The organism is Mesorhizobium sp. 128a, assembly GCF_053848025.1.
In genome coordinates this window covers 23,659-50,598 of sequence record NZ_JBSPKY010000018.1, presented here as the reverse complement: position 1 = coordinate 50,598, position 26,940 = coordinate 23,659, and the positions used below count along the sequence as shown (strand labels likewise).

General features: G+C 61.9%; 23 protein-coding genes. 8 read left to right on the top strand and 15 right to left on the bottom strand.

All coding sequences use genetic code 11. The annotated features are described in order from the left end of the window. Window positions 1-42 precede the first annotated feature (42 nt). The 6 genes from ACWTU9_RS25605 to ACWTU9_RS25580 form a co-directional block, all read right to left on the bottom strand. The gene (locus ACWTU9_RS25605) at window positions 43-2,088 is read right to left on the bottom strand and encodes an SPFH domain-containing protein (protein WP_455860735.1); all 2,046 of its coding nucleotides are present in this window, start codon (window positions 2,086-2,088) and stop codon (window positions 43-45) included. A 400-nt stretch (window positions 2,089-2,488) separates the two neighbouring features. Further along, a complete protein-coding gene (locus ACWTU9_RS25600) occupies window positions 2,489-3,685 on the bottom strand; it encodes a mandelate racemase/muconate lactonizing enzyme family protein (protein WP_455860810.1) in 1,197 nt (398 codons plus the stop codon). Window positions 3,686-3,693: 8 nt separating this feature from the next. After that, window positions 3,694-4,020: an NIPSNAP family protein gene (locus tag ACWTU9_RS25595; protein WP_455860734.1), complete on the bottom strand. Its 327-nt coding sequence runs from the start codon at window positions 4,018-4,020 to the stop codon at window positions 3,694-3,696. 104 nt (window positions 4,021-4,124) lie between these two features. Continuing rightward, a complete protein-coding gene (locus tag ACWTU9_RS25590) occupies window positions 4,125-5,483 on the bottom strand; it encodes a mandelate racemase/muconate lactonizing enzyme family protein (protein WP_455860733.1) in 1,359 nt (452 codons plus the stop codon). 63 nt (window positions 5,484-5,546) lie between these two features. Then, a complete protein-coding gene (locus ACWTU9_RS25585) occupies window positions 5,547-6,815 on the bottom strand; it encodes a mandelate racemase/muconate lactonizing enzyme family protein (RefSeq protein ID WP_455860809.1) in 1,269 nt (422 codons plus the stop codon). Next, window positions 6,769-7,479, bottom strand: a complete 711-nt coding sequence (locus ACWTU9_RS25580; protein ID WP_455860732.1) for a GntR family transcriptional regulator — start codon at window positions 7,477-7,479, stop codon at window positions 6,769-6,771. The genes ACWTU9_RS25585 and ACWTU9_RS25580 overlap by 47 nt, the downstream gene beginning before the upstream one ends. A 213-nt stretch (window positions 7,480-7,692) precedes the next feature. Between ACWTU9_RS25580 and ACWTU9_RS25575 the strand changes: the two genes are divergently transcribed. The 6 genes from ACWTU9_RS25575 (at window position 7,693) to ACWTU9_RS25550 (ending at window position 14,164) form a co-directional block, all read left to right on the top strand. After that, window positions 7,693-9,174, top strand: coding sequence for an ABC transporter substrate-binding protein (locus ACWTU9_RS25575; RefSeq protein ID WP_455860731.1), 1,482 nt, complete (start codon window positions 7,693-7,695; stop codon window positions 9,172-9,174). A gap of 76 nt (window positions 9,175-9,250) precedes the next feature. Further along, window positions 9,251-10,213: a carbohydrate ABC transporter permease gene (locus ACWTU9_RS25570; RefSeq protein WP_454574706.1), complete on the top strand. Its 963-nt coding sequence runs from the start codon at window positions 9,251-9,253 to the stop codon at window positions 10,211-10,213. Beyond that, window positions 10,210-11,100, top strand: a complete 891-nt coding sequence (locus ACWTU9_RS25565) for a carbohydrate ABC transporter permease (protein ID WP_454585380.1) — start codon at window positions 10,210-10,212, stop codon at window positions 11,098-11,100. Before ACWTU9_RS25570 ends, ACWTU9_RS25565 begins: the two co-directional genes overlap by 4 nt. Window positions 11,101-11,110: 10 nt before the next feature. After that, on the top strand, window positions 11,111-12,208 hold the full coding sequence (locus tag ACWTU9_RS25560) for an ABC transporter ATP-binding protein (protein ID WP_455860730.1): 1,098 nt from the start codon (window positions 11,111-11,113) through the stop codon (window positions 12,206-12,208). Between the two features lie 34 nt (window positions 12,209-12,242). After that, a complete protein-coding gene (locus tag ACWTU9_RS25555; protein ID WP_455860729.1) occupies window positions 12,243-13,406 on the top strand; it encodes a mandelate racemase/muconate lactonizing enzyme family protein in 1,164 nt (387 codons plus the stop codon). A gap of 23 nt (window positions 13,407-13,429) precedes the next feature. Beyond that, window positions 13,430-14,164 carry a ribonuclease activity regulator RraA gene (locus tag ACWTU9_RS25550; RefSeq protein WP_454585383.1) on the top strand — a complete coding sequence of 245 codons (735 nt, stop codon included), beginning with the start codon at window positions 13,430-13,432 and terminating at the stop codon, window positions 14,162-14,164. A gap of 34 nt (window positions 14,165-14,198) precedes the next feature. Here the strand turns inward: ACWTU9_RS25550 and ACWTU9_RS25545 are convergent, their stop codons facing one another. The 3 genes from ACWTU9_RS25545 to ACWTU9_RS25535 are packed head-to-tail and all read right to left on the bottom strand — an operon-like array spanning window position 14,199 to window position 15,620. Continuing rightward, complete coding sequence (locus tag ACWTU9_RS25545) at window positions 14,199-15,275, bottom strand: DUF930 domain-containing protein (protein ID WP_455860728.1); 1,077 nt, start codon at window positions 15,273-15,275, stop codon at window positions 14,199-14,201. Continuing rightward, window positions 15,256-15,450, bottom strand: a complete 195-nt coding sequence (locus ACWTU9_RS25540; RefSeq protein WP_455860727.1) for a hypothetical protein — start codon at window positions 15,448-15,450, stop codon at window positions 15,256-15,258. Before ACWTU9_RS25540 ends, ACWTU9_RS25545 begins: the two co-directional genes overlap by 20 nt. Before the next feature lie 14 nt (window positions 15,451-15,464). Continuing rightward, window positions 15,465-15,620 (bottom strand): DUF1127 domain-containing protein, encoded by a 156-nt coding sequence (locus ACWTU9_RS25535; RefSeq protein WP_455860726.1) that lies wholly within the window; start codon window positions 15,618-15,620, stop codon window positions 15,465-15,467. Window positions 15,621-15,852: 232 nt separating this feature from the next. Here ACWTU9_RS25535 and ACWTU9_RS25530 point away from each other — a divergent pair, with 232 nt between their 5' ends. Together ACWTU9_RS25530 and ftsZ are read left to right on the top strand one after the other, a co-directional pair. Continuing rightward, entirely contained in the window at window positions 15,853-16,722 is an 870-nt protein-coding gene (locus ACWTU9_RS25530; protein WP_455860725.1) for a LysR family transcriptional regulator, read from the top strand. A gap of 413 nt (window positions 16,723-17,135) precedes the next feature. Next, on the top strand, window positions 17,136-18,116 hold the full coding sequence (ftsZ, locus tag ACWTU9_RS25525; protein ID WP_455860724.1) for a cell division protein FtsZ: 981 nt from the start codon (window positions 17,136-17,138) through the stop codon (window positions 18,114-18,116). Between the two features lie 60 nt (window positions 18,117-18,176). Here the strand turns inward: ftsZ and ACWTU9_RS25520 are convergent, their stop codons facing one another. The 6 genes from ACWTU9_RS25520 to ACWTU9_RS25495 form a co-directional block, all read right to left on the bottom strand. Beyond that, a complete protein-coding gene (locus ACWTU9_RS25520; protein ID WP_455860723.1) occupies window positions 18,177-20,858 on the bottom strand; it encodes a nitrate reductase in 2,682 nt (893 codons plus the stop codon). 3 nt (window positions 20,859-20,861) lie between these two features. Then, window positions 20,862-21,197, bottom strand: a complete 336-nt coding sequence (gene nirD, locus ACWTU9_RS25515) for a nitrite reductase small subunit NirD (protein WP_454585389.1) — start codon at window positions 21,195-21,197, stop codon at window positions 20,862-20,864. Beyond that, the gene (gene nirB, locus ACWTU9_RS25510) at window positions 21,197-23,647 is read right to left on the bottom strand and encodes a nitrite reductase large subunit NirB (RefSeq protein ID WP_455860722.1); all 2,451 of its coding nucleotides are present in this window, start codon (window positions 23,645-23,647) and stop codon (window positions 21,197-21,199) included. The genes nirD and nirB overlap by 1 nt, the downstream gene beginning before the upstream one ends. A 4-nt stretch (window positions 23,648-23,651) precedes the next feature. Further along, the gene (locus tag ACWTU9_RS25505) at window positions 23,652-24,449 is read right to left on the bottom strand and encodes an ABC transporter ATP-binding protein (protein WP_455860721.1); all 798 of its coding nucleotides are present in this window, start codon (window positions 24,447-24,449) and stop codon (window positions 23,652-23,654) included. A gap of 10 nt (window positions 24,450-24,459) precedes the next feature. After that, the gene (ntrB, locus tag ACWTU9_RS25500; protein WP_455860720.1) at window positions 24,460-25,350 is read right to left on the bottom strand and encodes a nitrate ABC transporter permease; all 891 of its coding nucleotides are present in this window, start codon (window positions 25,348-25,350) and stop codon (window positions 24,460-24,462) included. Between the two features lie 93 nt (window positions 25,351-25,443). Beyond that, window positions 25,444-26,772 (bottom strand): CmpA/NrtA family ABC transporter substrate-binding protein, encoded by a 1,329-nt coding sequence (locus ACWTU9_RS25495; protein WP_455860719.1) that lies wholly within the window; start codon window positions 26,770-26,772, stop codon window positions 25,444-25,446. Between the last annotated feature and the right edge of the window lie 168 nt (window positions 26,773-26,940).

Genomic DNA, 26,940 nt, shown 5'->3' with positions numbered 1-26,940 from the left:
AGTTTTCCAGCAGGGCGCAAAATGGGCCGTGGCCATCCTCAATCATTCGTCCTCAACAGGTGCCGGGATCTCATCCGGTAGGGTTTGCGGTCCAACCCGATCGGCAACGAGCATCGAAAGCATCATCTCGACAAGGCCATTGGCGGCCCCCTTCTCGCCACCGGTAGCACCGATCTGGATCTGCGGCACGATTGGCAGCCTGCCGGTCTCGATCGCCTCGGCAAAGCGTATGAGGACCTGGGAGTGGAGCTGATAGTCCGGGCCGCCAAAGGCCGCGACCTTCTTCTCGGTGGCCTCGGCCTCCGCCAGACCGATGGCTCGCACCTTCTCGGCCTCCGCAAAACCGGTCGCCTTGATGCGTTCGGCATCGGCAAGCGCGACGGCCTTGATCATGTCGGCCTCGCCCTGGCCGCCGACACGCACCTTCTCGGCTTCTGCCTTGGCGGTGACCTGAATGGTTTCCGCCTCCTGGCGGGTGCGGGCCAGTTGCGCCTTGCCCTCGTTCTCACTGATCTCGATGGTAAGTGCCGACGTCGTGATCTTGGCTTGCTGTTCGGCGAGCGCCTCCTTCTCACGCAACGTGCGTTCCTGAATGGCCGCCTTCTCCTGCAATTTATAAGTCTCGACCTTTTCGACCGCGATCTGGCGCTCGCGCAGCTGGATCAGGATCTGCTCTATGCTGTTCTGGCCATTGGCAGCACGGGGCGTACCAATCAACACTTCCTGCAGCTCGAGGCTGTAGGAATTGAATTTTTCGCGCATCTCCTCGCCCGATTTGCGCTGGATATCGCTACGCTCCTGCAAAAGCTGGATCAGCGTCTTTGTCTGGGCGATATTCTTGAAGTAGGCAGAGACCATCGGATCGAGCGTTTGTTCGACCAGCCGCTTGATGTCACCGAAACGCTGCACCACGAGCGGCGCCTTCATATAGTCGATATGCACGACGACCGAGAGTGGCAGCACAGGCTCGAACGCATCCTTGGTGATCAACGACACTTCAGACAGGTTCTCGTCCAGCCGGTGTTCGCCAAACTGCTCCTTCGTCCATTTGAGCACGAAGTTGGTGGTCGGCACGGTGATGATTTTGCCGGCATAGGTATTGAACGCATACTTGCCTGGCAGTAGCGGCGTTGACCAGACACCGCGTGCGCCGATTTCGACCAGCTCGCCGTGACGGTATGCCTGCCCGGATATATCCGTGCCGTGGCGACCGTTATAGGAGACGACGACACCCACCGTGCCAACATCAATGATCGTCTTCTCGACCAGTTCGACGGTCGCGAAAATGCGATTGAGGAAGTAGCTACCGTCGGCCAGCACCTGCAACTGCCGGCCACGGTAGCCCCTGGCATTGAGAAACTTCTCCGGGTCCTGAAAATTGTTGTGGAAGTTCGGGTCGTTCGGATCGTTGGCGACGGTCGGTGCGATGATCTCGCCGTCCGGCAGGGCCGGACCGTCATGGATGGTGACGATGCCGATCATGTCATCGGCATTATGGATGACGATTGGCTCAAAGCCGCCGCGCTCCGAGATCATGCTGGACATATTGGCAAAGAGGTTTTGTTCGGACGAGCTTAGATTAACGGCATAGATCGACTGGGCGGTGAGCACGATGAATTGTGCGAGATTTATGGCGTAGGTGCCTTCACGCAAGATCTTGCGTTGCGGTCCTTTCTGTCCGCCTTTTTCGAGAAAGCCGCGTACATCCTGGAAGTCATCGGCGTCGGTGTTGGAGGCAAGTGTCTGCGTCGGAGGCAGCGGCTTGCCATCACGGGCAAAGACATAGCCGATCTGACCCTGCGGGATGGTGACAAGATTGGCGCGATGCATCGAATATTGGAACGGCATGAAGAAATGCAGGCCACCGCGCACAACTTCCGGCTGGTAGCCTGCCTCACGGTTGAGCGCAATGAAGCCACTACTGACGGAGCCGCGAAAGCTCCATAGTTTTTCCAGGATGCCGAGCCTGTCGTTTGGGATGTAGCGGACCACGCCGCTCCACCAGAACAGGATCGCCAGCACGATGACCAGCACGGCTATTTCGATCGCCGTCCATCCGATCGGGCTGAGATATTGTAGGGCTTCCATCTTTTCTCTCCTATGGAGCGCGCAGGTTCGTTCACCCGCCGGCCACCCGGTTGGTGTTGATTTATGAAGCGGGGAGCTTGCGCAACGACACGCTCGACGCACTCAAGGGCGTGTCGAACGTTTGGGCTGCTCATTGTATGGAAAAATGACCGCGCGTCCCGAGTCCCCAGTGGGGGCGACGTGGCCGTGAGTTATCTCACATCGGTGTTGCCTTGATAGACACTACAACAAATGACGTAGGTATCGCACTAACAGGTTTAAAGATAGTTCGCGCGGAAATCGTAAAAGTATTCCAACGCTATTTCGAAAGCGTGGCGGTTGGCTTTTATTGGCGAGAGCGCGAAAAGGCGCTCCGGCGGGGTCAGAACCCTCGGCGGCCGATCCGTCCGGCTGCCTTACGTTAGTCGAAGAAACCGGCGTCCTCTTCCGCGAGATATTTTTTCGCTCCCTTGGCGTCGATGTCGAGACCCAATCCCGGCGCTTCGAGCAGGTTGACCATCGAATCCCTGACGATCTGCTTCGGCAGTCCGATGACGATATCCTCCCACCAGGGGTCGGAAGCGCTAGGGTATTCGAAGGCGATGTAGTTGGCGGGTAAGGTGGCGCAGACGTTGATCAGCGCGCCAAGACCGAGGAGCCCGTTCGCCGTGCCGTGCGGCGCCATCATGATTGAGTGCATGTAGGCATGTTCGGCCACCCATTTGAGTTCGGCGATGCCACCGATATCGGCAGGGTCTGGACCGATGACGCGGACAGCTTGGGTTTCGATCAGCTCCTTGAAGTTATGGCGCAGATAGATCTGCTCTCCCGTGTGGATCGGGGTGGAGGTGGATGTCGTGAGTTCGCGATAAGCCTGCGGATTGACCCAAGGCACGTAGTCGCCGGTCAGCATGTCCTCCAGCCACATCAGATTGTATTTCTCGACTGCCTGCGCAAAGCGGATGGCGTCCGGCAGAAACCAGCCGGGGCCGCAATCCAGCGCCAGAGAGACCTTGTCGCCGAGCACCTCCTTCATGGCGATGACGCATTCGATCATATGCGCCATGCCGCGCTCGCTGATCTGCCCCTGGTCCATCGCGCCGTGATAGGTCGGCGGCTGGCGCACGCCATAGTGGAAGTCGGGTACGGAGGTCTTCATGTTGGAGTGAAAGCTGATGCCTTGCTTGACCATGAAGAAGTTTTCCGGCCGCTCCATCATCCATTTGACGTCGGCCGCATAATCTTCCGGCTTGTCGCCGGTGCGCTTCCTGCGGATCGAGCCGTTATAGACCCGAACTTGGTCGCGGACCTTGCCGCCGAGCAGCTTGTAGACCGGGACGCCGGCCGCCTTGCCGGCAATATCCCACAGCGCATGCTCGATGGCGCTGACGGCGGCGCCATAGGGCTTGAACGAGCCGCGCTGGCGGATCTTCAGCATGCAGCGTTCGACGTCCGTCGGGTCCTCGCCGATCAGCGCGTCGCGGAAATGCAGCACCCAAGGCTTGAGATAAGGCTTGGTGTACTCAACCTCGCCGAGGCCATAAAGGCCCTCCTCGGTGACGATGCGGACGACGGGATGCTTGCCGATGACGGCGCACCGGAGATCGGTGATTTTCATCATGTCCTCTATTTCACCGACGAGAAGGCGGTTGGCGCGAGAAACTGGCTGGAAATATTGGCCAGGATCGGGCCATCGCGCTCGGACTCGTCGCGGACCTTGAGCCATGCCGGATCAGTGGTGAAAGCCTTCCATTTCACTTCGCGCTCGGCAAGGGATTCCCAGGCGACAAAATAGGTCAGTCGATTGCTGCTTTCGCCGACCACCGTGGTGAAGAACCCGGCCTGGCGGATGCCGTGCCTATCCCACAGCGCCAAGGTATGGTCGTTGAAACGCTTGAGCAGCGCCGGCAACTGGCCCGGCAGGCAGTCATAGATACGCAGTTCGTAGATCATGGTTTCGTCCGTTTCTTTCTTCGCCTCTCCCTTGGGAGAGGTCGACACGAATGGTCGGTCGTTGGCCCTGTCAGCCTGGGGAGAATGAGGACAGGGGGTCTGGGCTAACTCCAGGTCCGGTCCCAGCTATATTCATTGTCCCAATGCTCGGTGGATTGCCATATCCCAGTGACACCAGGCTGCAGATGCTTGCTGATCACCTCGTCGACCACGTCGTCGATGCCGAGGCCCGGCTTGTCCGGTACGGTGATAAAGCCATCCTTGACCAGCGGCCTGGGCAGGCCGGTGACGATATCGTCCCACCAGTCCACTTCGACGCTGTGATATTCGAGCGCCATGAAGTTTTCCGTTGCCACCGCGACATGAGCGGCGGCCATCGCCGCAATCGGGCTTTCGGCCATGTGAATGGCCATGGCAACGCCGTGGTCCTGCGCCGCGTCGCCGATCTTCTTGGTTTCGAGGATGCCGCCTGACGTCAGCAGGTCCGGGTGGATGACGGAGATGCCGGCGCTGAGCAGCGGTTCGAAAGCCTCCTTGAGGTAGATGTCCTCACCCGTGCAGATCGGCACCGACGTAGCCTGCTGCAACTGGCGATACTGCTCGGTGTACTGCCAGGGAATCACGTCCTCGAGCCAGGCCGGTGCGTACTTCTCGATCCGCCGGGCGAGACGGATGCCGTCCTGCAGCGAGATGTGGCCGACATGGTCGATCGCGAGCGGGACCTCATAGCCGATCACCTCGCGGACCTCGTGGATGTACTGATCGAGCAAGTCGATGCCCTTTTCGGTGAAATGGAGGCCGGTGAAGGGGTGCGGCACGTTCTGCGCATCATAGGCGAGGTTGCGGGCCCGGCGTTCCTCCAGCGTGCGTGCCGGACTACGGCTGGCATGCGAGTACAAACCGTCAAGTACGCCGGCCGGCGCCACCACCGCGCCCGGTATGTGCGAGATCTGCGCCAGCCCGAGATCCATCTTGAGGAAGGTGAAGCCGAGATCCATCCGCGCCTTGAGCCGCTTGCCGGTCTCAGTGCCGCTGGGCTTGTCGGCGTCGGTATCGCAATAGACGCGCACCTTGTCGCGAAACCGTCCCCCGAGCATCTGATAGATCGGTACGCCATAGGCCTTGCCGGCGAGGTCCCACAGCGCGATCTCGATGGCCGAGACACCGCCGCCTTGCCGGCCATGGCCGCCAAATTGTTTGATGCGACGGAACAGCCGGTCGACGTCACACGGGTTCTCGCCCAGCAACCGGCTCTTGAGCATCAGCGCATAGGTCGCGCTGGCGCCGTCGCGCACTTCGCCGAAACCGACGATGCCCTGGTTGGTGTAGATCTTGACCAGCGCCGAGGTGAATGGCGCGCCGACAATCTCGGCAACGCGCAAATCGGTGATGCGCAATTCGCTCGGCCTGGAGTTCGTGTTCACCCGATCGAGCACCTCGCCGGCTGCGTCCGTCTTTGGCATGACTTATCCTCGTTCTGATTGGCTGCGACTGGCGCCCGCACACTGCGCCGGGGCAGAGCGTCGCTAGGCAAGGTCTATCTCGTGGGCCTGCAGATAGTCGCGGTTCATCTCAACACCCAGACCGGCTTTCGACGTCAGCTTGAGATTGCCGTTCGAGACATCGAGTGGTCGGTCGATGAGGTGATCGTATTTGCCCAGGTTCCACTCCGACGTTTCGAGCTTGTAGAAGTTGGGAACCGTCATCATCACCTGCGCTCCCGCAACCACGTTGATCGGTCCCGCCGCGTCATGCGGCGATACCGGGATGTAGTAGGCTTCGCACAGGGCAGAAATCTTCTTGAGTTCGGTAATGCCGCCGGTCCAGGTCACGTCCGGCATGATGTAGTCGGCGAGCTTGTTCTCGAGCACCGGCACGAAATCCCATTTCGTGTGGCCGCGCTCGCCCCACGAGATAGGGGCGCTGACCTTCTCACGCACCTGCTTGAGGGCATTGAGGCTCTCGGGCGGGCAAGGCTCCTCAAACCAATCGATCTGGCCGGCTTCCTCGAGGCTCCGGCAGAGGCGAATGGCGGTAGGAACGTCGAAGCGGCCATGCGCGTCGATGAGAATGTCGACATCAGGCCCCGCCGTTTCGCGGATCAGTGCCGTCAGTTCGGCGGCCTCGCGCTCGTCCTTGCGGGTCATGCTGCCATCGAGGTAGCCATCCCGCTGTTCGCGCGACAAGCCATCGGCGGTGTGACCCTGGTGGGGGAAAGGATCGAACTTCAGCCCGGTGTGGCCGGACTCGACGATGTCTCGAATTTCGCGGACCACAGCCTCCTTGCTGGTAAACTTGCGTTGGTTGGGATGGGTATAGAGCGCGATTTCATCACGTACCGGTCCGCCCAGCAGCTCGTAGATCGGCTTGCCAAGAACTTTTCCCCTTATGTCCCAGAGAGCTATGTCGATGGCGCTCACGCATTCGACGGCGGCGCCGCGGCTGCCCATGTAGGTGAAGCTGCGGAACACCTTGTGCCACAAATACTCGATACGCGCCGGGTCCTCACCTGTGACTGCGGCACCGATCTGCCGCAGGATCGTGCAGAGGGCGCGGTTGGCGAGCCTTGTCGTCGTAGTGATCTCCCCCCAGCCGCTCACCCCCTCGTCGGTCGTCACTTCGACGAACAGGAACTCTCCCCAATAAGAGGCATCGGACTTGATCAGCCACGGCCGAATGCTCGTGATTTTCATCTCAACTACCTTTGTCTGAATTCGGTTGGGATAACGACGTTCCGGACCGGATGTTCTAACCCGCCCGAGCGGCGTTACGCGCGCGCATGTGCTCGAGGACATGCCGGCCGGAGCCCTCGACATGGCGCGCAATCAGTTCGGCGGCCTCGTCGGCATTTCCCGCTTTTACATGCGCGATGAGCTCGCGGTGCTCGCGAAGGATTGCGGCACGCCGGGCGAGTGTGAAATTGAAACGCCGGCTCACAGCCCGCAGCACTTCGCGATGCTTCCACCAAAGCTCGGCGGCATGCCGGTTGTAATGCCTCTGGTACATCACGGTGTGAAAGGCGGTATCCAGCTCGCTGTGCCTGAACGTGTCGGCAAAGTTGTTCTCTTCAATCAGGCTCTGGATACGTTCGAGTTCGGCAATGTCCTCGACGGTAGCCATATTCACAAACCATCGCGTCAGGGCTGGCTCGATCAGGACTCCGATCTCGTAGATATCCCGAACAAAATCCTGGTCTATAGGCCGGACGCGCGCCCCACGGTTGGCAACAAAGGTGACAAAGCCCTCGCCGCGCAACAGCTGCAGAGCCTCGCGCACGGGGTTGGTCGAGGTACCGTGACGCCGGGCGAGATCAGTGACCACAAGCCGTTCGTTGGCGGCGAGCCGCCCCTCGATGATGTCATCCCTGATCAGTTGATAAAGCGACGCGCCCTCACTGGAGGCTCCGATAGGGTCGATCCCTTCGGGTGGCTCCGCTTTGAAATCGCTTGCTTCGGCCAAGGCCGGCTCCCCTCAACAATACACATTTCTGTTGGATATCATGCACGGTTTCCATAAACAATGTACGATTTATCGCGTTGACAGATAATTCACGATCTGAAAACGTACGAATGGCTCGAAGGGATACATCGAACGGAAAACGTCCCGAAACCGACGAGCAGGACCGCTCGCCTCGACGCAGAGCGGCGTGGGAGAGAAACCTGGAGGATACCTATGACGAGGATTTCACTCGGCGGTGCCGTCCTGCGCGGCACTGTCTCCACTGCTTTGATGGTATCGTTGATGTCCGCACCGGCGCTGGCTGCGGCGCCGGTCGACTTGAGCAAGTGGTCGCCGGAATATGTGCGCTCCATTGCGGGCACACAGGACTTTGACACGGCGGCCGATTGCGCCAAGGTCACCCCTCTCGACTACAAGGGGCGACTGACTTTCTGGTATCAGGGCGTGTTCGAGGGCGACCCCGACCTCCTGCGCCAGTATTACAAGGATTTCTTCGAAACCTTCCGCAAGACCTACCCGAACATCCAGTTGGAAGAACAAGCTCTCACCTACAACGACCTCCTCGACAAGTTCCGCACGGCGCTCCTTGGCAATGCCGCGCCGATGGCGGTGCGCCTGCAAATCCTCGGTGGCACCGAATTCGCCTCCAAGGGCTATCTGCAGCCGCTCAAGCCGGAGGATGTAGGGTATTCGACCGACGACTTCTGGCCCGGCGCCATGAAGGCCGTAACCTGGGACGGGGTGACCTACGGCATTCCAACCAACAACGAGACGATGGCGTTCATCTGGAATGCCGATATCTTCAAGCGTGCGGGCCTCGATCCGGACAAGGCTCCGGCAACCTGGGACGACGTGGTCAAGGATTCCAAGCAAATCCACGACAAGCTTGGCATTGCCGGTTACGGCCTTGTGGCCCGCAAGAATGCCGGCAATACGCCGTACCGTTTCATGCCGCAGCTGTGGGCCTATGGCGGCGGCGTCTTCGACGAAGCTACGGCGAACCCGACCTACAAGGAGATCCAACTCAACAGCCCGCAAAGCAAGGCGGCGCTGCAGGCCTCCTACGACATGTATGTTCGGGACAAATCGGTTCCGGTCTCGGCACTCACCAACCAGCAGGCAGACAACCAGCCCCTGTTCCTGGCAGGCCAGCTTGGCATGATGGTCTCGCACCCGTCCGACTATAACGTCATGCTCGACCTGCAGAAGAAGGCGACCGGCACCGACAAGGACAAGGCGCAGACCGTTATCGACAACATGCGCTATGGGCTGATACCGACTGGCCCGGACGGCAAGCGCGCAGTCGTGTTCGGCGGCTCGAACATTCACATCCTCAAGCCCGAATATGTCGAGGGCGGCAAGGTAGACGAGCCGGCGGCAAAGGCCATCATCTGCATGTGGACGAGCCCGGAATGGTCGCTGAAGATGGCCTATGCCGGTTCGAACCCCGGCAACTTAAACGGCTTCAAGACCAAATGGATGAAGGAACGTCTGGACCACATCAAGTTCCTCGATGTCACGACTTCGATGTTGCCATACGGCATCCCGTTCCCAGCGCTGCCGCAGTCCCCCGAGATCATGAACATCATCATCCCGGACATGCTGCAGAACGCCCTGACCGGAGCGATGACCGTCGACCAGGCAGCGGACGACGCGGCCAAGAGGGTGAAAGAGCTGATGGGCGGCGGACTCTAGCCGAAGCCTGACCTGCCATCCACCGGCTGCGCCGAGAGTGCAGCCGGTTCGTTCCGAAGAACAAGGGCACGCCAAAGTGACGATCGTGACCGGCAAGGCCGGGGCTCGGCAAGAGTTGCGGCCCGCTCGTTGGAGCCTGCTGCGGCGGAATATCTGGGAGCATCGCGCAGACTACGCGTATGTGCTGCCTGCGATCGTCGTGATGCTCATCGTCATCGCTTACCCGATCTACTACACGGTCGAGCTGTCGTTCTTTAATACGCCGCCGGGCCTGCAGCTCCGCGACAAGATCTTCATCGGCTTCGACAACTACACGGCCATCCTCACAAGTGAGGTGTTCTGGAAAGTCACCTGGAACACCCTTGTCTGGACATTGGCATCCACCTTCGTCTCCTTCGCCCTCGGCTTTGCCGCCGCGCTGGCGCTCCACCGCGACTTTGTCGGCCGTGGCGTCCTGCGCGCCATCCTGATCATTCCCTGGGTTATCAGCGCGGTCGCCGCCTCCTATATCTGGAAGTGGATCTACCATTCGGATTTCGGCATCATCGGCGCGGTGCTGGTCGGCCTCGGGTTGACCGACCGGCCGCCGAACTTCATCGACAGCGTCAGCACGGTGTTGCCCTCCCTGATCGTCGTCAATATCTGGCGCGAGTTTCCGTTTGCCATGATCATGATGATGGCCGGCCTGCAGACAGTTCCCGACCAGTTGCTGCGCGCCGCCAAAGTCGACGGGGCCAATGCGTGGCAGCGCTTCTGGCACGTCACCTTCCCGCACCTGAGGGACGTTTCGACGGTGACGATCCTGCTGCTCGCGGTGGCCAACTTCAATTCGTTCATCATCCCCTGGATCATGACCGGGGGCGGGCCGTCCAATGCATCTCATATCTGGATTACCCATATTTACGAACTCGCCTTCGGCCGGCAGCGCTGGGGGGTGGCTTCGGCCTACTCGGTGCTCCTCTTCCTGTTCATGATGACGCTGGGCTACTTCTACGTCCGTGCGCTGAGCGGCAACGAACGGAAAGAGGCGAACTCATGAGCACGATTGCCGAGACTGCCTCTCGAAGCCGGTCCCGTCGCCGCGGGGGCGTCGACGGATGGCGGTGGGCCGGACGCATCTTCCTCGTGTTCATGCTGCTCTACACAGCGTTGCCGATGGTCTGGATGCTGATCACTTCGATCAAATCCGGGTTCGCGGCGATGCAATTCCCGCCGCAATGGTGGCCCGACGAACCCACCCTCGCCAGCTACCAGAAGCTGCTCGATCCGCAGAACAGTGTCGGCCAGGACTTCCTCCGCTTCTTCTGGAACAGCCTTTTCGTGTCGACCGCCACGACAATCCTTTCGGTGATCGTGGCTGTCCCTGCGGCCTACGCGTTTTCGCGCTTCCGTTTCCCCGGCCGGAACTTCCTGTTCTTCACCGTGCTGCTGCGCAACATGTTTCCGGCCGTGATCTTTCTGGTACCCCTCTTCATCCTGATGCGCATGCTGGGGCTGGTGAACACGCATGGATCGCTCATCCTCACCTACCTCACATTCGGCTTGCCGCTGGCGATCTGGCTGCTCAAGGGCTTCTACGACAACATTCCGGTGCAACTCGAGCAGGCCGCGCGCATCGATGGGGCAACACGGTTCCAGGCCTTTATCCTGATCGTGATGCCGCTCTCGACGCCGGGGATCATCGCCACGGCGATCTATTCCTTTATCGGCGCGTGGAACGAGTACATCTACGCCTATACATTCCTGTCAAAGAACGAGCAGTTGACACTGCCGGTCGGTATCCAGCGCTTCTTCTCGGAAAATACGACGGATTTTCCGGGTCTGATGGCGGCCAGCTTCATGATGAGCGTGCCCGTCGTGGTGCTATTCCTCGTCCTGCAACGATACTTCGTACGCGCCCTTACAGAAGGCGCGGTCAAGCACTAAGGAGCTGCCGATGGCCCACGTGGTCCTCAAAGATCTGGTCAAGACCTATGGCAGCTTCAAAGCCGTCAACAATGTCTCGCTGACGGTCAATGACGGTGAATTCGTTGCGCTTGTCGGCCCCTCGGGCTGCGGCAAGACGACGACGCTCAATCTCATCGCCGGGCTGATCCCGATCACGTCGGGCGATATCTTCATCGGCGACCGGGTGGTCAACGACCTCGACCCCAAGGACCGGGACATCGCAATGGTGTTCCAGAACTATGCGCTCTATCCGCAGAAGTCGGTCTATATGAACCTCGCCTTCCCGCTGCAAATGCGCAAGCTGCCCAGGGGCGAGATCGACAAGAAGGTCAGGGAAGCGGCGCGGGTGCTCGATATGACTCAGCTGCTCGAGCGCAAGCCACGCGAACTTTCGGGCGGGCAACAGCAGCGCGTTGCCCTGGGTCGCGCCCTGGTTCGAGATCCGGCGGTATTCCTGATGGACGAACCGCTCTCCAATCTGGACGCAAAGCTGCGCGTGCAGATGCGGTCCGAAATCAAGCGGTTCCACCAGGACCTCAAGGCGACGATTGTCTATGTGACACACGACCAACTCGAGGCAGTGACCATGGCGGACAGGATGGCTGTGATGAACGGCGGCCACCTGCAGCAATACGATTCGCCGGCGCAGGTTTTCGCCCATCCCGCCAACATGTTCGTTGCCAGCTTCGTCGGCAGCCCGGCGATGAGCCTGATCCCGCTAGAGGCATCGACCGCAAACGGCAGCACCGTTCTGACGAGCGCGGAAGGCTGGAGCCTCCCGCTGTCGCAACTCAACGCGCGCAAGGTCCTGCGAGCAACCACCAGGAGGGTCGTGCTCGGCGCGCGACATTCGACGATCAGGCTGCACAAGAGCGCTGCCCCCGGCGCCATTCCGGCCAAGGCCTATACGGTGGAACCAACCGGTGACGTCACCTTCGTGCAGGCGTTCCTCTCCGGCGCGATCGTGAACATCAGCGTGTCTCCCAACATCGCCGTCACACCCGACGAGCACATCTGGCTCGAGTTCGATCAGGAACGCATCCATCTGTTCGACGGCGAAACGGAGATGGCCCTCCAGGCCGATTGAGACAGGGGCGGATGCAATCGGGGAATGCGTGTGAATGGTCACGAAGCTTAAGATCAGGGCGATCAAGCCTTATCCGGTATGGGTGGGAACGCGCAACCAGATGCTCGTCAAGGTCGAGACCGACCAGGGCATCTTCGGTTGGGGCGAGAGCGGGTTGAGCGGTCGCGAAATGGCCGTGGCCGGCGCGCTCGAGCACTATCGCGAATTTCTCATCGGCCGCGACCCGATGCAGATCGGGCGGATCTGGCAAGAGGTCTATCGTAGCCAGTACTTCGAAGGCGGGCGCGTTCTGCAGGCGGCGATTTCCGCCATCGACATTGCCCTTCACGACATCAAGGGCAAGGCGCTGGGGGTGCCGGTCTACCAGTTACTCGGCGGCAAACAGCGCGACCGCATCCCCACCTTCGCCTCGACCGGAGATGAGGCCGAGGGCGATGTTGCCATCGAACGAGCCCGGGAACTGTGCGCGCAGGGGTGGCAGGCGATCCGCTTCTTCCCCATCGGGCAAAGCAGCGGAGACATCTTCGAGCCGCGCGAGTCGATCGGCGCGACCGCGAGCATGCTGAACAAAGCACGCGAGGTGCTGGGCGATGACGTCGTCCTTGGTATCGACTATCATCATCGGCTGTCCGTGGCCGAGGCGGCGAGCTTCTGCAACAAGCTCGGCCGTGGCGTGCTCGATTTTCTTGAAGAGCCGATACGCGACGAGACGCCAGAGGCCTACGAATCCCTGCGCACGATGACCGACATCCCGTTCGCCATCGGCGAGGAATTTGCCAGCAAGTGGCAGTTTCTGCCGTACATCGAGCGCGGCATCCACCAATTCAACCGGCTCGATGTTTGCAATGTCGGCGGGCTCACCGAGGCGATGAAGGTCGCTGGCTGGAGCGAAGCGCATTATGTGGACCTGATGCCGCACAATCCCCTTGGCCCAGTCTGCACGGCCGCAACCATCCATCTCGCCGCGGCAGTGCCGAATTTCGCGTGGCTCGAGACCAGGGCGCCGGAAAGGAAGCTGGGTTTCGATAATTCCGAGTTCTTTCCCGTGCAACCACGGCTAAGCGGCCCCGATTACCCGGTCAGCGATTTGCCGGGACTGGGCGTCGAGATCAACGAGGAGGCGATCCAGGCGCAGAGCTTCCGCTTCTGGGAAGCGCCTCACCTCAAGCGCCGCGATGGTTCAGTTACGAACTGGTAGTTCAACGTCAACCGGAGTCCAAAATGACGCATACTCCCGACATCACGCGACCGCCCAAAGACCTGATCGACGCGCTGAGAGAAATCGGTGCAGCGACGGTCGCCGGCACGCTCGGCCATATGGGCTTCCGCAATCCGCATATGGTCGGTCCGGTGGCGCAGAACCATGGGAAGTCGATCGTCGGGCCGGCGCTGACGCTGCAGTTCCTGCCGCAGCGGCCTGACCTCTTCAGCGAGGGAGAATACGCCGATCCCGAAACGCAGTTGCACCGGCACGTGCTCTACCACGCGCAGGAAGGCGATGTGGTCGTCGTCGACGCGCGCGGCGACATGAGTTCGGGCGTCTTCGGCGATATGATGTCGACCTATTTCAAGGGCAGAGGCGGTGCGGGCATCGTCATAGACGGATGCATGCGTGATCGGCCCAATGTCGAAAAGCTCGATCTGCCCCTGTGGCTGCGCGGCTGGACGCCAAATTATCACGTCCAGACCAGCATCTATCCCAATGCCGTCAACGTTCCGATTGCCTGCGGCGGCGTCACGGTCATCCCCGGCGACATCATCGTCGCCGACGACGATGGGGTGGTGGTGCTTCCCGTCGCAATGGCCGCAACGGTGATTGAAGAATCACGCAAGCATCACGATTGGGAGGAATTCTCCCGCATGAAGCTGATGCAGGGCGCGCCGCTGCAGCGCTACTATCCGCTGCATGACGATGCCCGCGGCGAATACGAGGAGTGGCGCAAAGCCAATCGGTAAGGATTGCAGGCGACCCTGTTTGCGCAGGAGTGCGCTACCGGCGAATTTGCAACTCAAGGCGGGCGCTTTCCTCGGGCGAGTTGGGCGCTCCAACACGAAAGGCGAACGACACGACCCGCGTCGCATTGGCGTCGATTTCGCAGCGGAAGCTCAGATCGTACCATGTTTTTGTTCGCGTGAGGAAATGAGCATGCGGCTGGGCGATGACGTTGCCCTCCTTCAGCACATAAAGGGGCCACGCGTATGGATCATATGAGCCGCCTTCCAACTCCTGTCCCAAGACACTGAAGCAAAGCTGGCCGGCCCTCTCATCGCGCGGCAGGCCATCTATCGCAGTCGTGGCGAACGCGTCGCCTGAAGCGCCTTGCGAGTAGAGCCTGCGGACGCCCGGAAGGCCCGAATAGGCCCTGGCAGCGGCCACGTTTGTTGAGCTTGGTCTGCTGGCGCTCCCGCTTCCAGACTTCGAGACCTTTGCAGGGGTGGGTTTCGGCGTACTGTCGGGTCTAGGCTTCGGCGCTTGGGCCGACGTGGGAAGGTCGATCTCACCGTCGTCCCCAGGAACGGCCAAAGGCATTGTGGCCGCGGATGCCTGTTTGTCGGCGTCAGAGGCCTCGGCTTCCTGTTTGTCTGCTCCCGGCTTCTCGTCAATCTTGGCCGGCTCTGTCGACCCTCCGGCGTCGGGCGCTGAAGCGGGTTTGCTTTCTGCATCCTTTGGCACGGCAGCCGGCTTTGTATCGTCAGCCTTGCCCGGCGACGGCGCGTTGTCTTGAGCACTGCCGCCTTCCAGCGATTTCCTGGGGCCGGTGTCTTTGTCGCCGAACTGAAAAACAGGCTTCAGGACCGGGATGGGCGGCAGCTCTTGCGATTCAGGCTTTTCAACCTTCCGCTCGGGCGGTTTTTCCACTTTCGGTTCCGGTGGCTTTTTCACCTCGGGCTTCTTTGGCAGCTCCGGCGGAGGCACCAGCGCGACATTGACCGGCTCCTCCTGCGGCTGTTCAGGAGGCATGGGCAGCCGGTAGATCAGGAGCGCGGCGATGAGCACATGCAGGATCAGCGATGCGGGCAAGGCCCACAGCAAAGTCCGCCGCCGCTCAAATGTCTCGTCCTTCATCCCTCACGATGTGGAGCGAAAGTGCGGCGGCATCAAGCATGGCCGCCGCATTGGCGCAATTTAGCCGCAGCTCGGCGGTTGAGGAGTATCGATCGGCTGACGAGGCCAGCGCACCGGCCGCCCAGGTACCGACCCCGATGCGCGGCACCGAGCGCCCCTCCGAAAGCTCGATCATCCGCCTCCATTGTGCTAGCGACGCAGGGTGACATAGCGGGCATGCTCGCGGATGTCTTCGCGGGAAATGCCGGCATCTTCCAGCGTGCGCTCCGGAACCCGCCTCAAGCTTGCAAGCGTCTGGCGATAGGCAAGCCAACGAGCGAAACGGCGTCGAAGGTCATAAGGCATGGTCGTCTCCCTTGGTGCGCGGAACGCTCCGCGTTTGGGTTACTCGAAAGCGCAAAGCGTACACCCCTTGGCTCATTCGCCGCCGACAGGATTGTGCTGGCTTTGGGCCGTTGAAGCGATTGTCACTGTCTTCCACGCAGGAATTGTTCAACGCTTCCAATAGCTACATACTTGCGCGTGATGCCCCTTCGCGCTACAGCCAAGGTCGCAAGGAGTTTTTCATTTCTGAAAAATGGATATCGACTGGGACGATCTGAGGTTGTTTCTGGACGTTGCGCGGCTGGGTGGCTTGAGCGCGGCGACGACAACCACGCGCCTCAGCGCGGCCACCCTCGGACGACGCGTCACCGCGCTCGAAAAGCAGATCGGCGAACCGCTCTTCGTTCGTCAGCAGACCGGCTACCGGCTGACAGCGGTCGGCGAGGACCTGCTGCGGCGCGCCGAGGACGTCGAGGCGGCAATGCGATCGCTGACCCGCTGGCGCGAAGGAACCCTGCCCGACCGTATTGTCCGCGTCTCGGCCGGGCCATGGACCTCAGCCTTCATTTCCGCCCATATCGGCGATATCTGGACGGTCGATGACGGCATAAGGCTGGAACTCGTCACCACCACTGACCGGGTCGACATCGGCCGCCGCGCCGCCGACATCGGCATCCGCAGCGAGCGCCCGACCGAGCGTTGGCTGGCGGGCCGTCAGAGCGGCAAGGTGGCCCACGCCATTTACTCCGGACGTCATCTGATCAACGGCGTCGCCGCCGGATTGTTCGTCGGCGTCACCGGTGAAGGGGCAAACATAGCCTCGGCGCGCTGGCTACAAGCCCATCACGGCGACCGCATCGCCGTACGCGGCAACGACAGCCATTCGGTGCGCGAACTGGTGGCCGCCGGCGCCGGCCTTTCGATCTTCCCGTGCTTCGTCGGTGACAGCGATCCGCGACTGGTTCGCGTCGCCCAGCCGCTGCCCGAACTCGAAACCGACCAATGGGTCGTCACCCATCACGATGAACGTCACTCCGCGCCGGTACGAAAGGTCGCCGACCGGATTGCCACCTTGATGCGGGCGCACCAGCCGCTGTTTCGCGGCGAGACGCCGATACGGTAGGCGTCATGCGTCGGTGCGCCTCCGCGTGAAAGCCGCCGAACGGCGCATCCGTTTCTGGGAAACATAGGCAATTGATCGCAAGCTTCACCGTTTTCGTGGGCCAGAATCGAGAACCTTCCCCTATCTTCCGAATGGTTCCCCAACATCGCTACACAGCCATTCCACGATCGGCCCCACGAATGCGAAGCCAACTGCTAATGGCTCACCAATCGCGGACGATCGCACTGGAGACTCGTTCAGGAGGTCGGCTCGGGTAAGCATATATGGTACGAGCGCCACATCTTGTCTTGCCGCAAAGCTCACCCTCTGATTCCCTGCGCCAAGGCTATGGAACCTGATTCTTGCACCAGGCGTGTTCAAACGGCGCGCTCCGGGATGAATTCTTTGTCGATCAATTCCAAGGAGACAAGACGATGAGCACAGCGGCAAAGCCCGTCATCTCGGAAATGCGGCCGAAGATAACTGTTGTCGGTGTCGGCGGTGGTGGCGGCAACGCGGTCAACAACATGATTGCGGAAAATCTGCAGGGGGCGGAATTCATCGTCGCCAACACCGATGCCCAGGCTCTCACCATGTCCAAGGCGTCGCGGCTGATCCAGTTGGGAGCCCATGTCACGGAAGGCCTGGGCGCCGGATCGCTGCCCGCGGTCGGCCGTGCGGCCGCAGAGGAATCGATCGACGAGATCAGGGACCACCTTGCGGGAACCCATATGTGCTTCGTGACCGCCGGCATGGGAGGCGGAACTGGAACCGGCGCCGCGCCCGTCATAGCGAACGCTGCGCGCACAGCCGGTATCCTGACGGTGGCGGTCGTCACCAAACCATTCACCTTCGAAGGAAAACGCCGCATGCAAGCCGCAGAAGAGGGCATCGAGCAGCTTCGCGAATGCGCCGATACCGTGATCGTTATTCCGAACCAGAACCTGTTCAGGATCGCCGACGCCAAGACGACTTTCGCGGACGCCTTCGCCATGGCCGATCGCGTCCTTTATTCCGGCGTCGGATGCATCACCGACCTCATCGTCAAGGAGGGGCTGATCAATCTAGACTTCGCCGATGTGAAGTCGGTGATGCGCGACATGGGCCGCGCGATGATGGGCACCGGGGAAGCCACGGGTGAGGACCGCGCCAGGAAGGCCGCCGAAGCCGCTATCGCAAACCCGCTTCTCGACGAAGCCTCGATGATCGGCGCCAAGGGCGTCCTGGTCTCGATCTCGGGCGGCATGGACATGACGCTGTTCGAAGTCGATGAGGCCGCCACCCGCATCCGCGAGGAGGTCGACGCCGATGCCGACATCATCGTTGGCGCGATATTCGACCGGGCCCTTGCCGGAAAATTCAGGGTCTCAGTCGTCGCGACAGGATTGCGGCCGGGACTTGAGATGCCACAGTAGGCAAGAATCCGGTTCCTGATCCATAAGTCACAGGTCCCTCTGCTTTGGATCTTGGCGCACCTACTCTGCGGCCTGAACGCGGTTAAGCTGGATGATCGCCTTGATCTCGGCTCGGCAGGAGCCGCAATTGGTGCCGGCCTTCAAGGCGCCGCCGATGGCATCAACGGTCGTGCAGCCGGCCGCAGCAGCCGTCGCGATCTGGTTGGCCCCGACGCCGAAACAGGAACAGACGATCGCACCGGCATCTGGCCGTTCGGCTCCAGCGCGGCCGGCGACGATGCGGAAGCGCTCGCGCTGGCTGGCGTGCACCTCCTCGAGCTGTTGCGCTGCCCAGCCGCGTGATACCGCAACCGGCCCGGGCGCAACGAACAAAGCCCCGGCGAGGTGCTTGTGATCGAAGGCGGCGATACGGTGCTGGCCCGCCTCGCGGTCGTGATAGGCGAGCATTTCGGCTTCCGGCGTCGCGCCGAACAGGGACCGGGCAAAACCTGCCCAGTCGATGTCGTCGGTGGCAAAAGCAAATTCGAGCCGCCAGCCGCCCATGCATTTGGCCATCGCCCAATAAGCCGCGTCAACCATCGCTGGCCGCCGGCGCATCACGGCGAAACCAAAGGCCCTTGCCGCAAATTTCTCGATGTGGGCCGCGACATGTTTTAGCGCCGGCTGGCCGGAAACAGGATCAGTCAGCGGCGCAGTGAGCGCGTCGAGCCGGCCCCTGGCGGCGAACTGGTCGGTCCAATGCATCGGCGCAAACAGACTGCCACGGCGCTGGCGGGACGTGATCATTGCGCGCACCAGCACCTCGCCGCGCGGGCTGGAGATGCGCACGATGTCGGCGTCGCCAATGCCGTGTTGCTGTGCATCCGTCGGATGGATTTCGACGAAGGGCTCGGCGATGTGCTGCGACAGACGCGCGCTTTTGCCGGTCCGCGTCATGGTGTGCCAGTGATCGCGGACCCGACCGGTGTTGAGGATGAGCGGATAGTCCGGATTGGTGCGGATTTCCGTGGCGGCTCGAATGCCGACGAAGCGCGCCTTGCGGTCGGGCGTGTAGAAATTGCCGTCGGCGAAGAAACGGGTGATGGAGGGACCAGGTGCGGTCTTCTGGGAACTCGGCGCCGGCCATTGGAACGGCTCCAGCGTGCCGTAGCCTTCTTCCCCAAGAGCACGATAAGCGCCAATATCGAAATCCCGCGCACCATCATTCTCAAAGCCTGACAGCGCGGCGTGTTCGGCGAAGACCTCCCAGGGCGCCTCGTGCGCAAACGCCGCGCCAAAGCCCATCCGTCTGCCGACTTCAGCAATGATCTTCCAGTCCGGCCGCGCTTCGCCCGGCAGGCCCAGAAATGCCCGCTGGCGTGAGATGCGGCGCTCTGAATTGGTGACGGTACCGTCCTTCTCGCCCCATGCGGCGGCGGGCAACCGGACATGGGCATGGCGGACCGTGTCGGTCCTGGCCAACACGTCGGACACCACGACGAAGGGGCAGGCCATGATTGCCGCTTCGACGGCATCGGCGTCCGGCATCGAATCGACCGGATTGGTGGCCATGATCCACAGCGCCTTGATGCGCCCGTCGGCCAGCGCCTGAAACATCTCGACCGCCTTCAGGCCGGGCTTTTGCGCCACGGCCGGCGCGTTCCAGAAGCGCTGCACGCGGCCACGGTGCTCAGGGTTTTCGATCTCCATATGAGCGGCCAGCATGTTGGCCATGCCGCCGACCTCGCGGCCACCCATGGCGTTGGGCTGGCCGGTCACCGAGAACGGCCCTGCTCCTGGCTTGCCAATGCGGCCGGTGGCGAGATGGCAGTTGATGATGGCGTTGACCTTGTCGGTGCCGGACGATGATTGGTTAACGCCCTGGCTGTAGACGGTCACGGTCTTCGCGGTGACCGAGACCAGGCTGTAGAAACGGGTGAGCTCATCCTCGCTGAGGCCGGTGGCGGCTGCGACACCGGCAAGGTCGAGTTTCGAGGCGGCAAAAAGGGCTTGGCCGAAACCGGCGGTGTGCGCCGAGATGTAGCCGCGGTCGAGCGCGTTGTGCTGGCCGAGATAGGCGAGCAGACCCGTGAACAAAGCGACATCGCCATCCGGCGCGATCGCCAGATGCATGTCGGCGATGTCGGCAGTCATGGTGCGGCGCGGGTCGACCAGCACAATCTTCATGTCGGGCCGCTTTTCCCGCGCCGCAGCGATGCGCTGGTAGAGCACGGGATGGCACCAGGCGAGGTTGGAGCCGACCAGCACGACGAGATCGGCGAGCTCGAGATCCTCGTAGGTGCCTGGCACCGTGTCGGAGCCGAAGGCGCGGCGGTGGCCGGCCACCGATGAGGCCATGCAGAGGCGGGAATTGGTGTCGATGTTGGCCGAGCCGATGAAGCCTTTCATCAGCTTGTTGGCGACATAGTAGTCTTCGGTCAGCAATTGGCCGGAGACATAGAAGGCGACCGAGTCCGGACCGTACTCGGCAATGGTTTGCGAGAAGGTCGAGGCGACGCGGTCGAGCGCCTCGTCCCAACCGGCGCGGCGACCGTTGATTTCTGGGTACAGCAGCCTGCCGTCGAGGTCGATGGTTTCGGCCAGGGCCGAGCCCTTGGAGCAAAGCCGGCCGAGATTCGCCGGGTGATCGGGGTCGCCGCGGACGCTGACTTCGCCGTCCGCGGCGACCTTCGCCAGCACGCCGCAACCCACCCCGCAATAGGGGCAGGTGGTCCTCACCTCGCGCGCTGCGTCAATCTCCATTTTTCAGGCCGCGCGGCTGGCAAGCGCTTCGAGCGCGATGAACAGACGCTCGCCCTCAATCCTGACGGGAATGGTGCGCACCGCGCCCTCATCGGCGCCGAGCGCCCTGCCCGTCTCCAGCGAGATCACCCAATTGTGCAGGGGACAGGTCACCGCCGCGCCATGGACGATGCCCTGGCTGAGCGGCCCCCCCTTGTGCGGGCAATGGTCGTCGATGGCATAAACCTGATCGTCCGCCGTGCGGAAGACGGCGATCTTGCCTTCCGGCGTGTCGACGCAACGCGCGCCACGGCGAGGGATGTCGGACATGGCGCCGATTGCAATCCAGTTCATCTCCATCACTCCGCCGCCTGCGCAAACCCGACCGAGGCCATCGGCCTGAACTCGTGCTTGTCCTTTCCGGAGACGCGCTCCGACCACGGGTCGACCTGGGCGAATTTCTGGCTGAAGACGAAGCGCTCGTAATAGGCCTTGCGCTTCTCGCCATCGTCCATGATCTGGCGCTTGATCTCGGGAATGCCGATGCGCTTTGCCCATTTGTAGATGCGCTCGAGATAGCGGCCCTGCTCGCGATACATCTGCGTCAGCGCCACGATATGCTCCAGCGCCTCGTCTTCTGTCTTCACAAGGCCGAGCACCTCGGTGCCCTTGATGTCGAGGCCGGCCGCACCGGCGAAGTGAATCTCGTAGCCACTGTCGACGCAGATGACGCCGACATCCTTGCAGGTCGCCTCGGCGCAATTCCTCGGGCACCCCGACACCGCCATCTTGACCTTGGCCGGCGTCCACGAGCCCCACATGAATTTCTCGATGCGGATGCCGAGTCCCGTCGAATCCTGCGTGCCGAAGCGGCACCAGTCGGAGCCGACGCAGGTCTTCACCGTGCGCAACCCCTTGGCATAGGCATGGCCGGAGACGAAGCCCGCCTGACCGAGATCGGCCCACACCGCCGGCAGGTCCTCCTTGCGGATACCCAGCATATCGATGCGCTGGCCGCCCGTGACCTTGACCATGGGGATCTCGAACTTGTCGACGACATCGGCGATGGCGCGCAGTTCCGCGGCGTTTGTCACGCCGCCCCACATGCGGGGCACCACCGAATAGGTGCCGTCCTTCTGGATGTTGGCGTGGACGCGCTCGTTGATGAAGCGCGACTGATAGTCGTCGGCGTAATCATCCGGCCAGTCGCAGACGAGATAGTAGTTGAGCGCTGGCCGGCATTTGGCGCAGCCGCAGGAGGTCGTCCATTCCAGCTCCTGCATGACGGCCGGAATGGTCCTCAGGCTCTTGGCGATGATCAGCCGCCGAACCTCGTCATGGCCGAGCGTGGTGCAGCCGCACATCGGCTGTACGGCGGCCGGGTTGTATTTGTCGCCAATGGTCAGCACCATCAGTTTCTCGACCAGCCCGGTGCAAGAGCCGCAGGAGGCCGACGCCTTGGTGTGGGCGCGCACATCGTCGAGCGAAGTCAGGCCTTTGCCTGAAATCGCGCCGGTGATCTTGCCCTTGCAAACGCCGTTGCAGCCGCAGATTTCCGCATCATCCGGCAAGGCTGCAACGGCCGCCATAGGGTCCAGCGGGGCACCCCCCTGGTATGCCTGGCCGAAGATCAGCGTGTCGCGCATCTCCGAAATATCGGTCTGCTTCTTCTTGAGGTCGTTGAACCAGGCGCCGTCTGCCGTCTCACCATAGAGCACGGTGCCGATGATGCGGTCGTCCTTGAGCACCAGGCGCTTGTAGACACCGGCCGAAGCGTCACGCAGCACGATCTCCTGGCGGTCGTCGCCATCGGCGAAGTCACCGAGTGAGAACAGCTCGATGCCGGTGACCTTGAGCTTGGTCGGCGTGTCCGAATGGACGAAGGCAGCGGCCTCGTTGCCTGCAAGCTGGCTGGCGGCAACGCGCGCCATCTCGTAGAGGGGTGCTACCAGCCCATAGACCTGGCCGTTGACCTCGGCGCATTCACCGAGTGCATAGATATCGGGGTCGTTGCTGCGCATGCCGGCGTCGACGACGATGCCGCGATTGACGGCGATGCCGGCCTGTTTCGCCAACGCCGAATTCGGCCTGATGCCGACCGCCATGACCACCAGCGTTGCCGGAATGACGGTGCCGTCGGCCAGTTCCACTTGGCCGACCTTGCCGTTGCCGGTGATCGCCTGGGTGTTGGCCTTGGTGATGACCTTGATGCCGCGCTCCTCGACGGCGCGCTGCAGGAGATAACCGGCTGCTGGATCGAGCTGGCGCTCCATCAGTGTCGGCATGACATGCAGCACGGTGACGTCCATGCCTTGGGCGTTGAGGCCGGCCGCCGCCTCCAGACCGAGCAGGCCGCCGCCGATGACCACGGCCTTGGCGCGCGACTGCGCGGCAAGCATCATCGCCTGCACGTCGTCGAGGTCGCGATAGGTCAGCACACCCGGCAGATCATGGCCGGGCACCGGAATGATGAACGGCACCGAGCCGGTGGCGATGACGAGCTTGTCGTAGGGCTCGGTGACGCCGTGATCGGACGTAACGGTCTTCGCCGCCCGGTCGATGGCGATGATCTTGTGACCCTTGTAGAGGGTGATGCCGTTGGCGATGTACCAGCCGTCGCCGTGGATGATGATCTCCTCAAATGCCTTTTCGCCCGACAGCACCGGCGACAGCATGATGCGGTCGTAGTTCACCCGCGGCTCGGCGTTGAAAATGGTGACCTGGTAGCGCCCGGGCGCTTGCTCGAAAAGGTGCTCCAGCATGCGCCCCGGGGCCATGCCGTTGCCGATGATGACGAGTCTTTCGCTCATAACGTTACTCCGCGGCTTCGACGAAGCGGTGGCGTTCGTAGAGGAACTTCAGCACCGCCTCGCGGCAGCGCAGGAAGGCCCGATCCGAAGAGAGTTCGACGCGTCGGCGCGGCCGGGCCAGCGGCACAGCAAGCACCTCACCGATGGTCGCCGCCGGGCCATTGGTCATCATGACGATACGGTCGGACAACAGCACCGCCTCGTCGACATCATGGGTGATCATGATCGTCGTCGAGCCAAGCCTGGAATGGATGTCCATCACCGCGTCTTGCAGATGGGCGCGGGTCAGCGCGTCGAGCGCACCGAAGGGCTCATCGAGCAGCAGGATCTTTGGTTCCATGGCGAGAGCGCGGGCAATGCCGACACGCTGCTTCATGCCGCCCGATATTTCGGCCGGCCGCTTGTCCCTTGCATGCGCCATCTGCACAAGATCGAGATTGCGCATGATCCAGTCATGTCGTTCGGCTTTGCTCTTTGAACGTCCGAAGACCTTCGATACCGCCAGACTGATGTTCTCGTAGACAGTCAGCCACGGCAGCAGGCTGTGGTTCTGGAACACCACGGCGCGTTCGGGTCCGGGACTGTCGACCTCCTTGTCTTCGAGCAGCACGGCGCCGGCGGAAACTTTGGCCAGCCCGGCGATGAGGTTTAGCAAGGTCGACTTGCCGCAGCCGGAATGACCGATGATCGAGACAAATTCGCCCTTATCGATGGCCAGCCTGATGTCCTTCAGCACCTCGCTGACCTGGCTCCCGCGGGCGAAGGATTTGTCGATATGGTCGAGCTTCAGATAGGCTTTCATCACCCTCTCCTCACTTTGCCGTTGTGCCGCGGGTGACGAAAGCGCCGACCGCCGCGACCAGGCGGTCGAGGCAGAAGCCGGTGACGCCGATATAGGCCAGCGCGACGATGATGTCGGGCAGCCGCGATGAGTTCCAGGCGTCCCAGATGAAGAAGCCGATGCCGACGCCGCCGGTCAGCATTTCGGCGGCGACGATGGCGAGCCAGGACAGACCAATGCCGATCCTCAGGCCGGTGAAGATGTATGGTGCGGCCGCCGGCACCATGATCTTGACGAAGAATTCGAACTGGTTGAGCCGCAGGATGCGCGAGACGTTGCGGCAATCCTGCGGGATGTTGCGCACACCGACGGCGGTGTTGATGATGATCGGCCAGATCGAGGTGATGAAGATGACGAACAGCGCCGACGGGCTGGAATCGCGGAATGCAGCCAGTGACAGAGGCAGCCAGGCCAGCGGCGGTACGGTGCGCAGAATCTGGAACACCGGGTCGAGGCCACGCATCGCCCAGATCGACTGGCCGACCAGCGCGCCGAGCGCGATGCCGACGACCGCGGCCAGGCCAAAGCCGATGGCGACGCGCTGCAGCGAGATCAGCGCCCGCCACGCCAGCCCGATATCCTGGGGGCCATTGTTGAAGAACGGATGGGCTATCAGATCATAGGCCTCGTTCCAGACCTGGCTGGGCGGCGGCAGGCTTGCGGTCGGCGACGAGCAGGCGATCTGCCAGACGACCAGCATGAATACGATGACAATGACCGGCGGCACCAGGGCGGTGGCCAATCTCCCGGCAATGGCGATCGGGTCGAAGCGGCGCCGCGCCTTGGCGGTGAAAGCGATCACCGCAGCCGGTTTGGCGGGAAACGCCTTCAACTTGGTGTCCTCGATAGTCTGGATCGACATGTCTGGGAAAGCTCCTTGGGTGGTGCGAGCGAGAACGGTGCGAAGGCGCCGTTGCGCTGGCGGCGACAAACGGCTTGCGCCGTTTGCGCCGGCCTAGGCCAACGCCTTGATCTTCAGGCTGTCGAGATAGGCGGACGGATTTGCCGGATCGAAGATCTTGCCGTCGAAGAAGGTCTCGACACCACGCGACGACGACGCCGGAATATCGGCCGCTGCGACGCCGAGGTCCCTGGCCGCCTCGCGCCAAATATCCTCGCGGTTGACCTGATCGACCAGCGCCTTGATGTCGGTTGTCGGCGCGAATTTTCCCCAACGGATGTTTTCTGCGAGGAACCAGCTGTCGTGGCTCTTGTAGGGGTAGGAGACGCCGCCCTTCCAGAATTTCATGTAGAGACCGGTGGCGGTGGCGACCCGGCCGTTACCGTAGTTGATGTCACCCTTGAGGCGGCCGATAATGTCGGCGGCAGGCACGTTCATCCACTGCCGCTTGCCGATGATGGCGGCCATTTCGTCCTTGTTCTCGCTGGCCTCGCACCATTGCTGGGCCTCCATGACGGCCATCACGATCGCCTTGGTTGCGTTCGGGTATTTGTCGATGAATTCGGCGCGCAGGCCGAGCGCCTTTTCGGGATGGCCCTTCCACAACTCGCCCGTGGTGGCGGCAGTGAAACCGACGCCTTGGTGGACGAGCTGTTCGTTCCACGGCTCACCGACGCAGAAGACGTCCATGTTGCCGACCTTCATGTTGGCGACCATCTGCGGCGGCGGCACGACGATGGTCGAGACGTCCTTGTCGGGATCGATGCCGCCGGCAGCCAGCCAGTAGCGCAGCCACAGATCGTGAGTACCACCGGGGAAGGTCATGGCGGCCTTCACTTCCTTGCCGGCCGCCTTCTTGGCGGCGAAGGCATCCTTCAGCTTGGAAGCATCAAGGCCGACGCCGGTGGCGGCATATTCCTGCGCCACCGAAATGCCCTGGCAGTCGTAATTGAGCCGCGCCACGATCGCCATCGGCATAGGCTGGTTGTTCTGCGTCACCTTGCCAGTGTGCATCAGGTAAGGCAGCGGCGTCAGGATGTGGGCTCCGTCGATGCCGTTGGCTTCGCCGCCGAGCATGAGATTGTCACGCGTCGCGCCCCAAGAGGCCTGCTTCAGCACCTCGACATCGGGCATGCCGTGTTTGGCGAACAACCCCTTCTCCTTGGCGATCATCAGAGGTGCCGCATCGGTCAGCGCGATGAAGCCGAGCTTGGCGCCGGTGACTTCCGGAGCAGCGGTGGCGGCATAGGCGCCCGAGGGAAAGAGCTTGCGAGCCGCTATGAACAGGCCGGCGGTCATAGCACTGCTGACAAGAAAATCGCGACGCGTCACATCCTTGAGCGACGTGCCCGTCCCGATCCATTGCTTCATCGTCTTCTTCATCGTCGTCTCCGGTTGAAAGCGAGGGCGCCGTCGATTGGCTCAAAACAAAAAAGCTGCCGTCCAGGCCTCGCGTCCGTACATCCGGGATCGCGTGTAGACCTGAGCGGCAGCTTTGCCTTTTGGCGCCCGCCATTGGACGCCTGTTCCGTGACCCGTGAGGGCCTGATT

Excerpts from the sequence above, each read along its gene's own strand:
- ACWTU9_RS25605 (WP_455860735.1), bottom strand. The coding sequence starts at position 2,088 with ATGGAAGCCCTACAATATCTCAGCCCGATCGGATGGACGGCGATCGAA.
- ACWTU9_RS25600 (WP_455860810.1), bottom strand. The coding sequence starts at position 3,685 with ATGAAAATCACCGATCTCCGGTGCGCCGTCATCGGCAAGCATCCCGTC.
- ACWTU9_RS25595 (WP_455860734.1), bottom strand. The coding sequence starts at position 4,020 with ATGATCTACGAACTGCGTATCTATGACTGCCTGCCGGGCCAGTTGCCG.
- ACWTU9_RS25590 (WP_455860733.1), bottom strand. The coding sequence starts at position 5,483 with ATGCCAAAGACGGACGCAGCCGGCGAGGTGCTCGATCGGGTGAACACG.
- ACWTU9_RS25585 (WP_455860809.1), bottom strand. The coding sequence starts at position 6,815 with ATGTCCTCGAGCACATGCGCGCGCGTAACGCCGCTCGGGCGGGTTAGA.
- ACWTU9_RS25575 (WP_455860731.1), top strand. The coding sequence starts at position 7,693 with ATGACGAGGATTTCACTCGGCGGTGCCGTCCTGCGCGGCACTGTCTCC.
- ACWTU9_RS25565 (WP_454585380.1), top strand. The coding sequence starts at position 10,210 with ATGAGCACGATTGCCGAGACTGCCTCTCGAAGCCGGTCCCGTCGCCGC.
- ACWTU9_RS25560 (WP_455860730.1), top strand. The coding sequence starts at position 11,111 with ATGGCCCACGTGGTCCTCAAAGATCTGGTCAAGACCTATGGCAGCTTC.
- ACWTU9_RS25555 (WP_455860729.1), top strand. The coding sequence starts at position 12,243 with ATGGTCACGAAGCTTAAGATCAGGGCGATCAAGCCTTATCCGGTATGG.
- ACWTU9_RS25550 (WP_454585383.1), top strand. The coding sequence starts at position 13,430 with ATGACGCATACTCCCGACATCACGCGACCGCCCAAAGACCTGATCGAC.
- ACWTU9_RS25545 (WP_455860728.1), bottom strand. The coding sequence starts at position 15,275 with ATGAAGGACGAGACATTTGAGCGGCGGCGGACTTTGCTGTGGGCCTTG.
- ACWTU9_RS25540 (WP_455860727.1), bottom strand. The coding sequence starts at position 15,450 with ATGATCGAGCTTTCGGAGGGGCGCTCGGTGCCGCGCATCGGGGTCGGT.
- ACWTU9_RS25535 (WP_455860726.1), bottom strand. The coding sequence starts at position 15,620 with ATGCCTTATGACCTTCGACGCCGTTTCGCTCGTTGGCTTGCCTATCGC.
- ACWTU9_RS25530 (WP_455860725.1), top strand. The coding sequence starts at position 15,853 with ATGGATATCGACTGGGACGATCTGAGGTTGTTTCTGGACGTTGCGCGG.
- ftsZ (WP_455860724.1), top strand. The coding sequence starts at position 17,136 with ATGAGCACAGCGGCAAAGCCCGTCATCTCGGAAATGCGGCCGAAGATA.
- ACWTU9_RS25520 (WP_455860723.1), bottom strand. The coding sequence starts at position 20,858 with ATGGAGATTGACGCAGCGCGCGAGGTGAGGACCACCTGCCCCTATTGC.
- nirD (WP_454585389.1), bottom strand. The coding sequence starts at position 21,197 with ATGGAGATGAACTGGATTGCAATCGGCGCCATGTCCGACATCCCTCGC.
- nirB (WP_455860722.1), bottom strand. The coding sequence starts at position 23,647 with ATGAGCGAAAGACTCGTCATCATCGGCAACGGCATGGCCCCGGGGCGC.
- ACWTU9_RS25505 (WP_455860721.1), bottom strand. The coding sequence starts at position 24,449 with ATGAAAGCCTATCTGAAGCTCGACCATATCGACAAATCCTTCGCCCGC.
- ntrB (WP_455860720.1), bottom strand. The coding sequence starts at position 25,350 with ATGTCGATCCAGACTATCGAGGACACCAAGTTGAAGGCGTTTCCCGCC.
- ACWTU9_RS25495 (WP_455860719.1), bottom strand. The coding sequence starts at position 26,772 with ATGAAGAAGACGATGAAGCAATGGATCGGGACGGGCACGTCGCTCAAG.